The following is a 15,120-nucleotide window of genomic DNA, read 5'->3' on the forward strand; positions in this document are numbered from 1 at the left end:
CACCGGGCCGCGAACGGCGCACGGCCGACGAACCGAGCACCGTGCGCAACCACCCCGGCACCGCCCCAGCAACACCCCGACGGCACCCCGTCCCGACCCCCGACACGACCGGCGCCGGTCCGTCTCGCGAACTGCGGAGCACGGACCGGCGCCGCGGTGTTGCGGCGGCGGTATACCAACCCGTAGCATCGCCTCACCGCACCACCACCCCACAGGGCCCGACTGTCACCACCGGTCCGCCCGCGGCGAGCGCTCCACCGTTGCAGCCTCCGTCGTCCGCTGCCGGCACACGCTCCACTGGACACGCTCGTGAACCCCTCCCCCTTCGGTCTCTACGACCCTGCCCGCGAATCCTCCGACTGCGGGGTCGGCTTCATCACGCGCCTGGACGGCACCGCGAGCCACGACGTCATCGTCAAGGGCGACGAGGCGCTGTGCTCGATCCCGCACCGCGGCGGCAAGTCGGCCGAGGGCGTCGGTGACGGCGCGGGGGTCAGCATCGACCTGTCGGTGGCGTTCTTCAGCGCCCTGACCGGCGAGACCCTGCGCGCGGGCCACTTCGGCGTCGCGAACTGCTTCGTGCCGAGCACGGACCAGGCGAGCACGGACCAGGCGAGCACCGACCGTGCAACCGCGATCCAGACGGTCACCGAAGCCATCACCGATCAGGGCTTCGAGGTCCTGCTCGTCCGCGACGTCCCGGTCGACCACACCGTCGCGCGCCCCGAGGCCGAGCAGTACCAGCTGCCGATCGTGCAGTGGGTCTTCCGCGCTCCCCAGGACTGGACCCGCGCCCAGGTCGACGCCGCCGCCAACCGTGCTCTGCTGGCGGTGGAGTCGGTCGCGTACGCCCAGGCCGCCGCCGAGCACGCCGAGCACGCCGCCCTGTACCCGCTGTCGCTCAGCGCCCGCACGCAGGTCCTCAAGGGACGGCTGAACTCCGGCGAGGTCATCGGGTACTTCACCGACCTCGGTGACCCGCGGCACGCGATCCGCACGCTCTACTTCCACACGCGCTTCTCGACGAACACCGAGCCGCACCCGACGATGGCGCAGCCGTTCCGCCTGATGGCCCACAACGGCGAGCTCAACACCGACCGGAAGAACCGGCTGTCGGACGAGGCGCTCGCGCAGGCCCGCACCCGCAGCATCGTGCGCCCGCCCGGGCAGTCCGACTCCAGCCGCCTCGACCAGACCCTGCAGAGCCGCGTGTTCGACGACGAGCTCGAGATCGTCGAGGCCGTGGTCTCCCTGATGCCGCCGGCGTGGGAGAACGACCACACCCTGTCGGACGACGTCCGCGCGATGCTGGAGTACTTCTCGCTGTACGAGGAGAAGAACGACGGTCCCGCTGCCGTCATCTTCAGCGACGGCGACGTGGTGGGCGCCCGGCTCGACCGCCTGGGGCTGCGTCCGCTGCGCACCGTGCAGACGGACGAGTACCTGATGGTGTCGTCCGAGGCCGGCCAGGTCACGTTCGCGGACGACCAGGTCGTGCACCGCGGCCGCATCGAGGCAGGCGGCATGCTGGTCGTCGACCACCGCACGGGCACGCTCATGCGCACCGACGACGTGCTGGCGATGCTCGCCGCCCGTCGCGACTACGGCGCGCTGCTCGACGCCGCGCGCGTGCACCTGGACGACCTGCCCGCGCCCGACTACGACCGCACGACGAACACGCTCGGCTACGACGGCGACCTGTCGCTGCAGGGCCGCTACGTGGCGTACTCGCTGAACCAGGAGAGCTTCCGGTTCATGCTCGACCCGATGCTGCGGAACGGCTCGGAGCGGATCTCGGCGATGGGCTACGGCAACGCCATCAACGCGCTCAGCGACACCGAGGGCGGCATGGCGAAGTACTTCTCGCAGCGGTTCGCCCAGGTGACGAACCCGCCGCTGGACTCCATCCGCGAGGCCGACGGCATGAGCATGCGGGTCGCGCTCGGCGCCAAGCCGGACGGCACGGGGTCCACCACCCGCCAGCTCGTCGTCGACTCCCCGATCCTGGGGCACCTGGACATGGTCCGGCTGCGCGACCAGACGATCGTGCCGCTGGAACGCTTCGACATGCTCTACGTCCCGGTGCTCGGTGACGAGCAGGCCAACGCCGACGCGATGCGCGCCGCCGTGACCGCGCTCAGCGACGCCGTCGAACGTCTCGCCCGGACCACCGGCGGCATCGCGGTGCTGTCCGACCGCGAGGTGTCGTCGACGCACGCGGCACTGCCGGTGATCCTGGCCGTCGCCGCGGTCAACCAGCGCCTGATCCAGACCGGTCTGCGCCTACGGGTGTCGGTCGTCGCCGAGAGCGGTCAGCTGCCGTCCTCGCACCACGTCGCGACGGCGCTCGGCTTCGGCGCCGCGGCCGTCTACAGCCTGTCCGCGCGACTGCGCGCCGAAGAGCAGTACCCGGCCGCCGCCGCACCGGCGGGCGAGCTGACCGAGACCGACGCGGCGCTCAAGCGCTTCCGCAAGGCAGCCGAGAAGGCCCTCGCGAAGACGATGGGCCGGGTCGGCCTGTGCACTGCCGAGAGCTACATCGGCGGCGAGTTCTTCGAGCCGAACTACCTCGACACCCGCGACGACCTGTTCGCGACGGTGTTCCCGCACATGGACGCCCCGGTCGGCGGCGTCGGCTTCGCCCGCATCGCGCAGGCGGCGACGGAGTGGCACGAGCGGGCGCGGAGCGTGCAGAACGACGCCCAGGTCCCGCTGCTCGGCCTGTTCAAGGAGCGCTCGGACGGCGCCGGGCACTCGTTCGGTGTCGCGAGCGTCCGCGGGTTCGGCGGGATGACCGAGGAGCGTCCGACCTTCGAGCGCTCCGGCGACCCGGAGGCGCTGCGGCTGCTCACGCTCGGGCAGCTCGACGACGCGTTCGGCATCACCGACGCCGCGTACCGGAACACCGGCTACGACCGGCTCAGCGACGCCGAGATCGACGACTTCCGCATCACCCCGGGCTACCGGACGTTCCTGCAGACCACGCACGACGAGCGGTCCCGCCGTCCGAGTGCGCTCCGCGACGTGCTCGCCCTGCCCGCAGACGTCACGGGCATCGACGAGCCCGCGGACTTCGCCCGCGAGCTCGGCCGGTTCTCGCTGACCGGCAACACCAGCGTGACGGTGCGGGGGCTGCTCGGCTCGCGCCCGGCGGGCCACCCTGACGACGCACGGACGGGAGGCCCGGCTCGCTTCCGCCTGCAGCTCACGTCCACGGGGACGCTGGGTCTCGAGCGCCACCGGGCGCTGGCGGACGGGCTCGCCCTGCTGCACCCCGGCCAGGTGGACGTCGACAGCGTCGACTCCGACCAGGTGACGCTCCGCGCCACGGGCGCGGCCGCCGACCTGCTCGCACTGCTGCAGAGCGCGCCGGCGAGCGTCGACCTCGACCAGGTCCAGCCGGCGCACCAGATCACCCGGACCCTGGCGTCCGGTGCGATGAGCCACGGCGCGCTCGTCGCCACCGCGCACGAGGCCGTCGCGCACGGCACGAACATGGTCGGCGGCATGTCGAACAGCGGCGAGGGCGGCGAGCACCACTCGCGGTACGGCACGATCCGCGGCTCGCGCATCAAGCAGTTCGCCTCGGGCCGGTTCGGCATCTGGGCGGGCTACCTCGCCGACCCGATGCTGCAGGAGCTCGAGATCAAGATCGGCCAGGGTGCGAAGCCCGGCGAGGGCGGTCAGCTGCCCGCGCCGAAGGTCACGGTCGACATCGCCGCTGCCCGCGGTGGCACGCCCGGCGTCGAGCTCATCTCGCCGCCCCCGCACCACGACACGTACTCGATCGAGGACCTGGCGCAGCTCATCCACGACTGCAAGGCCGCCCGGGTCCGGGTGATCGTCAAGCTGGTGTCGTCCGAGGGCATCGGCACCATCGCGGTCGGTGTGGCGAAGGCCGGCGCCGACGTCATCAACGTCGCCGGCAACACCGGCGGCACCGGGGCCGCGGCCGTCACGAGCCTGAAGTACGCGGGGCGGTCGGCCGAGATCGGGGTGGCCGAGGTGCACCAGGCCCTGGTGGCGAACGGCCTGCGGCAGAAGGTCACCCTGCGCTGCTCGGGCGCGCACCAGACCGGGTCGGACGTCGTCACGAGCGCGCTGCTCGGCGGCGACTCGTTCGAGTTCGGCACGACCGCGCTGATGATGCTCGGCTGCGTGATGGCGAAGAACTGCAACGTGAAGTGCCCGGCGGGCCTGACCACGAACGCCGAGGCGTTCGAGGGCGACCCCCGTGCGCTCGCGCAGTACCTGCTGAACATCGCGCACGACGTCCGGCAGATCCTGGCCCGGCTGGGGCTGCGGTCCCTGCGCGAGGCACGGGGCCGCACGGACCTGCTGCAGCTGCTCGACCACCCGGCGAGCGTGGGACGGCTCGACGTCCGGAACCTGCTCGCGCAGGTGCCCGAGAAGGTCGTGGTGGACCCGGAGTACCTCGAGAAGGACTACGCCACCGACGACGCCCTGATCGAGCAGGTCCGTGCGGCGCTGCTGGTACGGCACGAGCACAGCGTGACGATCGACGGCGTGCTGCTCGGCAACGCGGACAAGTCCGTCGGGGGCCAGCTCGGCATCGACCTCGAGCGGGTCCTGAACCACGAGCTCGGGGCCGCGGCCCTGGCCGACGCCCCCGCAGTGTCGACCGACGACCGCGGACGTCGGCGGCTCGTCGACGGTGCCGTGACGATCCGCACGAGCGGGTCCGCTGGGCAGTCCTACGGCGTCTTCACCAACGACGGCGTGACGCTCGAGCACACCGGCACCGCGAACGACGGCGTCGGCAAGAGCCAGAGCGGCGGCCGCATCGTCGTCCGCGCACCCGGTGGCGGCAGCACCGAGCGCGGCGGCAACGTCCTGGTCGGCAACTTCGCGCTGTTCGGCGCGACGGGCGGCCGCACGTTCGTGCAGGGCGAGGCCGGCGACCGGTTCGCCGTCCGGAACTCCGGCGCCACGGCGGTCGTCGAGGGCATCGGCGACTTCGGCTGCGAGTACATGACCGGCGGTGCGGTGTTCAACCTGGGCGGCTTCGGCAAGGGCCTCGGCAACGGCATGTCCGGCGGCTTCCTGTACCAGTACGACCCGAGCGGCCAGGTCACCGACCGCGCCAGCACCGACTCGCTGCTGGTCTTCCCGGTCACCGACACCACCCTCGGTGCCTTCCACGAGGACGCGGCCCGGCTGCTCCTCGCGTGGCACCTCGAGGCGACCGGTTCACCCCTGGCCGAGCAGCTGCTGGCCGACTGGGCGACGACCCGCACGCACGTCTACGTCGGCATGCCCCGGGCGCTCCTGCTCACCCAGGACGCCGAGGCGATCACGGCGGCGAGCACACGCACCGAGCTGCTCGACGAGCTGGCGACCTCGACCGCGACGGACAAGCTCCGGGCGTTCAAGCTCGACTACCGCGACCGCCGCACCGTGCTGGGCGGCCGGGCCCCGGCACTCGGCAACCAGGGCGGGGACATGTTCTCGCTGCTGTCGTCGTACACGGTGCTCGGCGTCGCTCAGGACCTGGCGCTCGAGCGGGTACCCGGTGCGACGGACCCGGCCGACCCGCGCGTGGCCGAGGCCGTCAAGAACCTGGTGCTCACCGAGGACTTCTTCGTCAAGCAGCGCGTGGTGAAGTACCTGCGCGGCACCCTCGAGCGGTTCAGCGACGACGAGCTGGCGACCCTGATCGCCGTCAAGCGACTCGACGACCACAAGCGTGCGCTCACGCAGCGGAACAACCGCAGCATGGACGCGCCCGGCACCACCGGCTGGATCATGCACCAGAACGCGAAGAACGACGGGCGCCTGCGCGCGGCCCGGTTCGACGAGCTGCTGGCGACCGCGGCCCTCGAGGACATCGCCCGGCGTGCCCCGCAGCCGCCGGTCGAGGCGGTGACCGCATGAGCGTCCTGCCCCCGACCGGGTCGCTGATCCCGGTCGACGCTCCGTTCTCCGCAGCGCAGGAGTCCTGGCTCGCCGGGTTCATCGCGGGCATCGCCGCCGCCGGCACGAAGACCGCCGCGCCCGCGCCGACCACGACGATCGACGTGCTGTTCGGCACCCAGACCGGCACCGCCGAGTCCCTGGCCGACCAGCTCGTCGCCGGGGCGGTCGCACGCGGTCTGGGCGGCCGCGCCACCGCGCTCGACGACGTCTCCCCCGACCAGCTGGAGACGATGTCGCACGTGCTCGTCGTCACCTCGACGTACGGCGAGGGCGAGATGCCCGACAACGCCGGCCTGTTCTGGGACGCGATCCAGGCCAGCACGGTGCCGCGGCTCGAGGGCCTGCAGTACGCGGTGCTCGGTCTCGGCGACACCAGCTACGACGAGTTCTGCCAGGCCGGCAAGCTCCTCGACACCCGCTTCGAGCAGCTCGGCGCCACGCGGGTGCACGAACGGGTCGACTGCGACGTCGACTTCGAGGACCCGGCCGCGCTCTGGACGGCCGCGGTGCTCGACCGCATCGCCGCGGAGACCGGCGCGACCGCACCAGCCGGCGCGACCGCACCGGCCGGTGATGGCGCCCCCGGCGGCACCGCGACCACGCGAGCGACCGCAGCCGGCGGGGCGGGGACGACCCGGGCCTCCCGTCCGGGTTCGGAGTGGACCAAGCGCAACCCGTACCCGGCGCGACTGGTCGAGAACCGGCTGCTCTCCGACCCGCGCAGCGCGAAGGAGATCCGGCACTACGAGTTCGACCTGGGCGACAGCGGCATCACCTACGCCGCCGGGGACGCCCTGGCCGTGGTGCCGCGGAACGACGACGCACTGGTCGGCGAACTCCTGACGCACCTCGGCGCGACCGGCGACGAGGTGTTCGACGGCCGGACGGTCCGCGACCTGCTGCGTGACGACCGCGAGGTCCGCACGCCGTCGAAGGACCTGATCGCCGACCTGGTGCAGCGTGCGCCGTCGAGCGAGCTGGCCGCCGTCGTCGCGCACGGCGACAAGCACGAGCTCGACCGGTGGCTGTGGGGGCGGGACGTCCTGGACCTGCTGCGCGACGCCGGGCCGAACGCACCGGGACTCGACGCGCTGCTGCCGTTCCTGCGTCCGCTGCAGGCCCGGCAGTACTCGATCTCGTCCAGCCCGCTCGCGCACCCTGGCCGCGTGCACCTGACCATCGCGTCGGTGCGGTACGGCGACGTCGCCCGGCGGCACTCCGGCGTCGCCTCAACGCACCTGGCTGACCGGGTGGCGGTCGGCGACCAGGTGGGCGTGTACCTGCAGCCGAACGCCGCGTTCAGCGTCCCCGCGGACGACGACGCCCCGCTGGTGATGGTCGGTCCGGGCACGGGCATCGCCCCGTTCCGCGGGTTCCTGCACGAGCGCGCGGCACGTGGCGCGACCGGGCGCAACTGGCTGTTCTTCGGCGACCAGCACCGCGACACCGACTTCGTCTACCGCGACGAGCTCACGGCGCTGCAGGAGTCCGGCGTGCTGTCGCGACTGGACCTGGCGTTCTCACGCGACCAGGCCGAGAAGGTCTACGTGCAGACGCGGATGCGCGAGCAGTCCCGCGAGCTCTACGCGTGGCTGGAGGACGGTGCGACGTTCACCGTGTGCGGCGACGCGTCGCGGATGGCGAAGGACGTCGAGGCGACCCTGCTGCAGGTGATCGCCGAGCAGCGCGGCAACGGGGACGACGACGCGGCGGAGTACCTGGCCGACCTGCGCCGCGCGAAACGGTACGTGCGCGACGTCTACTGACGACGGCGGCGGCCAGCGAACGAGTGGGGTGGTCGCCGCCCCACCGTGTGGAACCCGAATCCTCGGGCGGGGCGGCGACCTGACCACTCGAGTCCGTGAGAATCCCCTGATCCGGGATTCCCGTGTCCGTGCGGCGCCCTGAGCCGGGAACGGAGCCGTACTTCGGAGTGGTCCTCACGAATGTACGCGATGTGCGTCGATGATGACCACCCGTTGACGCGGGATGGATCGCAGTGCTAAGCGTCGTGGTGCCGGGCGTCGTCGCCCTCGTGCAGGTCGTCGGTGCTGCCCGGCGCCACGGCCCGCGACCACGGGGAGTCCTCGCCCACGCTCGTGTCCGACGGTTCGGCGGTCAGCACCAGGCCCGATCCGGACGCTGCCGAGGCGTAGAGCTCCTCGAGCCAGGACCGGTTGATCGACGGCGTGCGGCTGCCGGCGAACTTGAAGTGCAGGCTGACGTCCGGGTGCAGCCAGATGGTCGACCGGCCGTCGCCGTGCAGGGCGTCGTCCTTCCACGAGAACACGAACCGGTGGTCGCGGCGCAGCATGTTCACGATCACGATCTGCAGGTGCGTGAGCGCACGGTCGTCGATGTGCAGGTCGAGCGGTCGTCCGGCGTAGATGAGCTGACCCATGGGTCTGTCTACTCCCTCAGGACGGACGCGGGCGGGGCCGCGTCCGCGTCCGCATCTGACTGGAGGCCCGACCTGCGTCCGTCCCGCGCGTCACGCCTGGTGCGCGGTCGCCTCGTAGTGCCGGGCGCCGCCCAGCACACCGGAGAACCGGAACGGGGCCGCCGTCACGCGCGGACGCTCGGTGTCCTCGCTCGTCGCCGCACCCGCGGCGTGCAGCGCGCGGTACTCGGCCACGGACAGCCGCACCCGGGCGTCGAGGTCGGCACGCACCGCGCCGACACGACGGTGCCGCTGGTACTCCGGCCGGACGACCCCGGTGACCAGCTCACCGACGCTGCCCGAGCCGTAGCTGAACATGCCGATCCGCTTGCCGGCCAGGTCGTCGTCCAGGTCGAGCACCGCGGCGAGCGCGATCCAGAGCGAGGCCGTGTACGTGTTGCCGAACTGCCGGTTGTAGGTGAAGCCCGTGCGCAGCTCGGACTCGTCGAACTCCGCGCCGACGTGCTGCGTGAGCTTCCGGTGGGCCTTGAGCGCCATCTTCGTGAAGGGCTGGTGGTGCACGAAGCGGTCGATCGTGTCGAACGCCGGGCCGCCCTGCGACGCCAGGTCGTCCCACGCGCCGATGAACGCGTCGACGTACGCGCTGACCGACAGCCGGCCGTCGACCAGTGCGGTGGAGCGGTCGTTCGGCCGCCAGAAGTCGTCGACGTCCGCCGTGAACAGTCCGGCGACGGGCTCGATCTCGATCAGGTCGGGGTCGGCGCTCACCAGGATGGCCACCGCGCCGGCGCCCTGCGTGGGCTCGGCCGCGGTGTCCACGTCGTACCGGGCGACGTCGGCCGCGATGACGAGCACCCGCTCGCGGGGGTCGCGCGCGACGATGCCGAGTGCGAGCTGCAGTGCCGCGGTGCCGCCGTAGCAGGCCTGCTTCAGCTCGACCGTGCGGACGTTCTGCGGCAGGCCGAGCAGCCCGTGGACGAACACACCGGCGGCCTTGGACTGGTCGATGCCGGACTCGGTCGCGAACAGGATCGTGCGGATCCCCTGGGCCCCGTGGCGGTCGATGACCTGCTTGGCCGCGGCGGCGCCCATCGTGACGATGTCCTCGTCCGGCGCGGGCACGCTGAACGCGTCCTGTCCGATGCCGATGTGGTACTTCGCGGGGTCGACCCCGAGCTGCACCGCCAGGTCGTCGAGCTCGAGCACGTGGTGCCCGGTCGCGATCGCGATGTCGTGGATGCCGATGGTGGTCATGCTGTGTCGCCGTCCTTCTTCCCGCCGCGTTCCATCGCGACGTGTGCCGCCATGAGTTCGCCGGGGTTCGTCTGCGCGGCGAGCAGGGAGAGCTCACCGCAGAGCACCGTCGCCGCGCAGAGTCCTGCGAGTCGACGGGCGTTCTGTCCGGGTTCACGCTCCTGTCGGCAGCCCAGGCGCGTCAGTGCGTCTTCGACCACGGGCAGGTCGTTGCCCTTGCCGTTGCCGACCGTCCCCACGATCAGGTGTGGGAGCGAGCACGAGAAGTACAGGTCGTCACCGCGGGCCTCGGCGAACGTGATGCCCTGGGAGCCCTCGACGATGTTCGCTGCGTCCTGCCCGGTCGCCAGGTAGAAGCCCAGCAGCATGTTGGCGTAGTGCGCGTTCGCGGAGCGCAGGGCCCCCGCGATGGTCGACCCGACCAGGTTCTTGGCGGTGTTCAGGTCGACGATGCGCTGGGTCGAGGACTTCAGGAACCGCTCGACGACCGCCCCGGGCAGGACGATCTCGGCGATGGTGTTCCGGCCGCGCCCGCGGATCCCGTTGACCGCCGTGGCCTTCTTGTCGGAGCAGAAGTTGCCCGAGATCGACACGTAGGACAGCTCGGGGTGCCAGCCCAGGATCGTCGGCAGCAGCGTGTCCGCAGCCTGCGTGACCATGTTGTGGCCCGAGGCGTCGCCCGTGGTGAACGCGAACCGCAGGAACAGCAGGTCCCCGACGATCTCCGGGTGCACCTCGATGAGCTTCGCGAAGCGGCTCTGTCCCACGACGACCGCTTCGAGCTCGGCCTGGCGTGCCAGGATCTGCCCGGCGGCGATGTGGGCTGCGGCGGCGCTGTCGGCACGGACCACGACCGAACGGGTCATGCGCTCGTCGACGACGGTCGCGACGATGCCTCCCTCGACCATGCGGGAGATCCGGGCGCCGCGGCCGACGGACGGCCACAGCGGCGACTCGTACGTCGCCAGCGGTACGGCGTGCTCGCCCTGCACCGCGTTGCCGCTGACCCGAAGCGGACCGACCCAGCGTGTGGGGATGGGCGTCTGGGTGATCGTCTTGTCGACGGTCGTCGTGTCAGTCATCGAGCGGCCCTTCCGGGGGTTGGACGGCGACCGAGAGGTGCCGGATGTCGTGCGCCTCCCACTCGCGGAAGATGCCGGCCGGGTCGAGGTCGGCCGGCACGAGGGCGATGCCGCAGTCGCCGCCGCCGGCGCCGGACGGCTTGGCCGCCCCGCCGGAGCGCTCGACGACGTCGCACAGGGTGGTCAGGCGGTCGGTCTCGATCCGCGAGCCGACGGAGTCGCCGAGTCGCTGCATGAGCACGCGGGCACGGCGGAGCGCGTCGAGCGTCTGCTCGGCGTCGCCGGTCTGCAAACCCGTGGTCAGGTCGTCGACACAGGCACGGCTGTCGTCGAGGAACGTCCCGTACCCGCCGTTGCGGTTCCGACGCACGGCACCGACCAGCTTGGTGGTCGACGCCGGCGAACCGGTCCACCCGACCAGCAGCCGCAGGTCGGTCGGCGCGGGCAGGCGCTCGACGTCGAAGCCGGTCCAGACATCGGTGTCGTGCAGGACCTCCGACACCGGGCGGTCGCCGAGTTCACGGACGAGTCGTTCGCGGTCCGGGGCGCTGTAGCGCAGCCAGCCGCCGAACGTACTCGCCGCCAGGTCACCGCCGGACGCCCGGGGGTCGACCCGCACGGTGGCCAGCAGGGCGACCTGGAAGCGCTGCCGCTGCGTCAGGCCGAGCCCGTAGAAGCGGTCGAGGGCGCCGACGGTGGCGACCGTGACGGCCGCCGATGACCCCAGGCCGAACTTCCGGCCGCTGGCGTCGTCGAGCTGGCTCGCGATCCGCAGGTCGTGGAAGCGCGGCTCGATCCCCAGCTCGGCGCGGAGTTTCTCGACCAGGTCGATGGTCGCCATGACGTAGTCGTACGGGTGACGCTCGCGGTCGAGCGCCAGGCCGTCCACGGCGCGGGTCCAGGTCAGCGGCAGGTGGCCGTACTCCTCCGAGTGCACGCTGCCGGCACCGTGACCCTCGGAGACGCGGGCCGTGATGGCGCGGTCGAGGGCGATGAGCACCGACGGCTGGCCGGGTTCGACGACGGCGTACTCCCCGGCGACGAACAGCTTGCCGTGGGCGCGGAACTCGATCACTCGGCGGACTCCTTCGGGACGGGGGGCTGATGCTCCTCCGTTCCTTCGGAGCCGACCAGACGGGCGGCAGGCCCGGTGCCGGACTCGATGACGGCGCCCAGGTCGGCGAGCGCTGCGGCGACCGTGGCCCGGTCGGACGGCTGCACGAGCACGACCACGTTGGGGCCGGCATCGGCGGTGGCGTAGGCCTCGGTGCCCCCGGCACGCAGGGCGGCGACCGCGTCGAACACGGCGACACTGCGGGCGTTGAGGTAGCGGATCGGCGGGAACGCGCCCTCGATCGTGGCGTGCATGCGCAGGGCGTTGCTCTCGGTCAGCTCGCCGATCCGGGTGAAGTCGCCCGCGGCGCACGCGGCCAGCATGTCGCCGACGGTCTCGGTGGTCGACGACACCCAGGCCGGGTAGAACGGCGAGGTCGCGATCGTGCGGCGCATGGCCTCGCGCGAGCCGATCGCCTTGGGGCCGTCGTCGATCGTCACCACGACCATGGCCATCGGCGGCGCCGGGATGGTCTCGGCGTACGAGCCCTGGTCGTCGCCCGCGTGCCACACCGACACCCCGCCGGGGATCGACCGCGTGGCCGACCCCGAACCGCGGCGTGCCAGGCGGCTCAGGTCGCGCTGGGACAGGTCGAGGCCGTACGCGGCCGACGCGGCGGTGGCCAGCGCCGCGAACCCGGACGCGCTCGATGCCAGCCCCGCACCGGTCGGCACCGTGTTCGTCGAGTCGACGTGGGCGCGGGCGTCGGAGCCCGCCAGCTGCCGGACCAGGTCGAGGAAGGCGGTGACGCGGGTGAGCGCACCGTCGTCGACGACGCGACCGTTCAGGGTGAACGTGTCCCGCGCCTCCTGGCCGTCGGTGAGCGAGCCGTCTGCGAGCGTGACCGACGTGGTGGTCGGGAAGACGTCGAGGCCCATCGAGACGCTGCCCGTCGCGGGCAGGGCGAGGTCGGCGTCCGCCTTGCCCCAGTACTTGACGAGGGCGATGTTGGGGTGCGCGACGGCGGTGGCGGTCATCAGGCGCGGTCTCCGATCCGAGTGGTCCAGGTGGCGGCGGCGCCGGCGTCACCGAGTGCGGTGGCGATCCGGTCGGCGTGGTCGCCGTCGGTGGCGAGGGCGAGCAGGCATCCGCCGCGTCCGCCACCGGTGAGCTTCGCGCCGAGGGCCCCGGCGTTCCGGGCGGCACCGACCAGGCGGTCGAGGTCCGGACTCGACACGTCAAGCGTCCTGAGCAGCCCGTGTGCGGCGTCCATCGTGGCACCGAGCGCCTGGGCGTCGCCATCCACGAGCGTCCCCCGGGCCTGCCGCGCCAGGTCGCCGATGTCGGCCAGCACGGCACCGACGGCCCGCGGGTCGCGGGTGTGGTGCTCGCGGACGGCGGCCACGGCCTGACGGGTGTGGCCGGGGACGCCGGTGTCGGCGACGACGAAGACGAACTCGCCGGTCAGCGCGACGGGCTCGATGCTGCCGCCCTCGAACCAGACGGGCACGTCGGACACGACACCGCGGGCGTCGAGCCCCGACGGCCGGCCGTGGGCGATCCGCTCGCACTCCTGGATGAGCTCGTGGTGCGTCTCCGCATCCAGGCACACCCCGAAGGCGTCGGCGACGGCGGCGGTGACGGCAGCGGCGACCGCGGCGCTCGACCCCATGCCGCGGGCGGTCGGCACGGCGCTGTCGACCCGGACGTGCACGTGCTGGTCCTCGACACCGAGGTACCGCAACGTGGCCGTGACGGCGGTGACCGTCGGCATCACGGCCGCGGGCGCCAGGTCGAGCGGACCGGTGTGCACGGCCGAGGTCAGTCCGTGACCGGAGCGCTCGGGCGTGGGCGTGACCGTCGCCGTGACCCGGACGTCGTTCACCGGCAGCACGAGTGCGGGTTCGCCGTACACCACGGCGTGCTCGCCGATCAGGATCGTCTTGCCGTGGGACGACGACGATCCGACTCGGGGGGTCGCTGTTCGTGCTTCGGCTGGGTGGTTGCTGGTCATCAGTGGTCAGACCAGCCTAACCGGCTCGCTGCGGGACCGCTCAGCCGTGCCGGTTCCGGCTGTCCGCCATCACGCCCGACGCTGCCGCCGGTCAGGCTCGACGTGCTCGCCGACGGTCGGCCCTGGCGATCACGAGCGCGACGGCCAGCGCCCCGACGACCAGGGCTGCGCCACCGATCCAGACCGCGGTGCCGACCCCGAGCGCCGCGCCGAGGAGCGCCAGCGTCACACCGTTGCCCGTCCGCAGCCCGCTGCCGAACATGTTGTAGACGCCGACGACCCGTCCGCGCTGCTCGACCGGCGCGCGCAGCTGCACGACCGCCTGCCCGATGGACGTGCTCGCCATGTTCGCGACACCGCCCACGAACAGCACGACGACCGCCACCGCGAAGCTGCCGGTCAGGGCCACCGCCGCCGTGGTCGCGCCGAACAGCACGGTCGTCACGACGACCACGCGGGTGTTCGGCTTCAGGGCGCCGGTGGCCTCGAGCAGGAAGCCGCCGAGCACGCCGCCCGCGCCGTTGGCGAAGAGGAGCACCCCGTAGCCGAGCCCGACGCTGCCGGCTCCGAGGGCATCCGCGAACGACGGGATCGACACCTGCAGCGATCCGCCGACGCACAGCGCCACCAGGCCCGCCAGCACGATCATCGCGACGAGCACCCGGTCCGAGCCGACGTCGCGGAGGGTCCGGAACCCGTCGACGACGGTCAGCCGCGCACGGTGCACGTACCCACTGCGCGTGTGACCCGTGTACGGCGTCCGGAGCATCAGCAGCGTCATCGGCAGGTAGAACACCACGTTAGCGAAGACGCCCCAGGTCGGCCCGAGCCCGAGCAGCAGCACCGAACCGACGACCGGGCCCGCCAGGATCCCGAGGCTGCGGAAGGTCGCGTTCATGCGCACGGCGCCGGGCAGGTCGGCGGGTTCGGCGAAGTCGTGCAGGAGCAGCTGTTCGGCCGGCGCCCAGAGTGCACCCGCGCACCCGTGCAACACGAGCAGCACGCACGCCTGCCAGACCTGCAGCGACCCGGTCAGGAACAGCACGCCCCAGCAGACCGACACCAGCATGAACGTGCCCTGCGCGATCTGGATCAGGCGGCGGCAGTCGTACTTCTCGGCGAGCCCGCCGAACCACACCGACAGCAGCAGGAACGGCAACCAGTGGCTGATGACCTCGAAGCCGACCAGGGCCGGCGAGTGGAACTCCTGCCACAGCACCCAGTAGGTGATGACGTGCTCGATGTTGTCGCCCATCATCGCCAGGCCGGCGGTGAACAGGTACGGGCGCGAGTACCGGTCGCGGAGCGCGGCGAACCGACGCGGCGCAGCGGCAGAGGTCATTCCGGCACGGTACCGGTCCGCGACCCCCCGCTCCTA

Annotated in this window: 9 protein-coding genes; 2 read left to right on the plus strand and 7 right to left on the minus strand. The window is 72.2% G+C overall.

The window, feature by feature from the left end; all coding sequences use genetic code 11:
* Positions 1-309 precede the first annotated feature (309 nt).
* Together MT346_RS09005 and MT346_RS09010 are read left to right on the plus strand one after the other, a co-directional pair.
* A complete protein-coding gene (locus MT346_RS09005; protein ID WP_243562673.1) occupies positions 310-5,895 on the plus strand; it encodes a glutamate synthase-related protein in 5,586 nt (1,861 codons plus the stop codon).
* Positions 5,892-7,703 carry a sulfite reductase subunit alpha gene (locus tag MT346_RS09010; protein ID WP_243562674.1) on the plus strand — a complete coding sequence of 604 codons (1,812 nt, stop codon included), beginning with the start codon at positions 5,892-5,894 and terminating at the stop codon, positions 7,701-7,703. The genes MT346_RS09005 and MT346_RS09010 overlap by 4 nt, the downstream gene beginning before the upstream one ends.
* Before the next feature lie 236 nt (positions 7,704-7,939).
* Here the strand turns inward: MT346_RS09010 and MT346_RS09015 are convergent, their stop codons facing one another.
* From MT346_RS09015 to MT346_RS09045, 7 genes are all read right to left on the minus strand, one after another.
* Positions 7,940-8,338, minus strand: coding sequence for an ATP-dependent DNA ligase (locus tag MT346_RS09015; RefSeq protein WP_243562675.1), 399 nt, complete (start codon positions 8,336-8,338; stop codon positions 7,940-7,942).
* 90 nt (positions 8,339-8,428) lie between these two features.
* Positions 8,429-9,592: a hydroxymethylglutaryl-CoA synthase gene (locus MT346_RS09020; protein WP_243562676.1), complete on the minus strand. Its 1,164-nt coding sequence runs from the start codon at positions 9,590-9,592 to the stop codon at positions 8,429-8,431.
* Positions 9,589-10,674, minus strand: a complete 1,086-nt coding sequence (locus tag MT346_RS09025; RefSeq protein WP_243562679.1) for a hydroxymethylglutaryl-CoA reductase — start codon at positions 10,672-10,674, stop codon at positions 9,589-9,591. Before MT346_RS09025 ends, MT346_RS09020 begins: the two co-directional genes overlap by 4 nt.
* The gene (locus MT346_RS09030) at positions 10,667-11,749 is read right to left on the minus strand and encodes a phosphomevalonate kinase (RefSeq protein ID WP_243562680.1); all 1,083 of its coding nucleotides are present in this window, start codon (positions 11,747-11,749) and stop codon (positions 10,667-10,669) included. Before MT346_RS09030 ends, MT346_RS09025 begins: the two co-directional genes overlap by 8 nt.
* Positions 11,746-12,765 carry a diphosphomevalonate decarboxylase gene (gene mvaD / locus MT346_RS09035; protein ID WP_243562683.1) on the minus strand — a complete coding sequence of 340 codons (1,020 nt, stop codon included), beginning with the start codon at positions 12,763-12,765 and terminating at the stop codon, positions 11,746-11,748. Before mvaD ends, MT346_RS09030 begins: the two co-directional genes overlap by 4 nt.
* Positions 12,765-13,742, minus strand: coding sequence for a mevalonate kinase (mvk, locus tag MT346_RS09040; RefSeq protein ID WP_243562686.1), 978 nt, complete (start codon positions 13,740-13,742; stop codon positions 12,765-12,767). Before mvk ends, mvaD begins: the two co-directional genes overlap by 1 nt.
* A gap of 91 nt (positions 13,743-13,833) precedes the next feature.
* Positions 13,834-15,084, minus strand: coding sequence for an MFS transporter (locus MT346_RS09045; RefSeq protein ID WP_243562688.1), 1,251 nt, complete (start codon positions 15,082-15,084; stop codon positions 13,834-13,836).
* Positions 15,085-15,120: the final 36 nt, after the last annotated feature.

The sequence above is a fragment of the Curtobacterium sp. VKM Ac-2922 genome (genome assembly GCF_022815645.1).
Taxonomy (GTDB): Bacteria; Actinomycetota; Actinomycetes; order Actinomycetales; family Microbacteriaceae; genus Curtobacterium.

Bases quoted from the DNA above. Each gene is read 5' to 3' on its own strand.
- mvaD (WP_243562683.1), bottom strand. From the start codon at position 12,765: ATGACCGCCACCGCCGTCGCGCACCCCAACATCGCCCTCGTCAAGTAC.
- MT346_RS09045 (WP_243562688.1), bottom strand. From the start codon at position 15,084: ATGACCTCTGCCGCTGCGCCGCGTCGGTTCGCCGCGCTCCGCGACCGG.
- MT346_RS09010 (WP_243562674.1), top strand. From the start codon at position 5,892: ATGAGCGTCCTGCCCCCGACCGGGTCGCTGATCCCGGTCGACGCTCCG.
- mvk (WP_243562686.1), bottom strand. From the start codon at position 13,742: ATGACCAGCAACCACCCAGCCGAAGCACGAACAGCGACCCCCCGAGTC.
- MT346_RS09020 (WP_243562676.1), bottom strand. From the start codon at position 9,592: ATGACCACCATCGGCATCCACGACATCGCGATCGCGACCGGGCACCAC.
- MT346_RS09025 (WP_243562679.1), bottom strand. From the start codon at position 10,674: ATGACTGACACGACGACCGTCGACAAGACGATCACCCAGACGCCCATC.
- MT346_RS09015 (WP_243562675.1), bottom strand. From the start codon at position 8,338: ATGGGTCAGCTCATCTACGCCGGACGACCGCTCGACCTGCACATCGAC.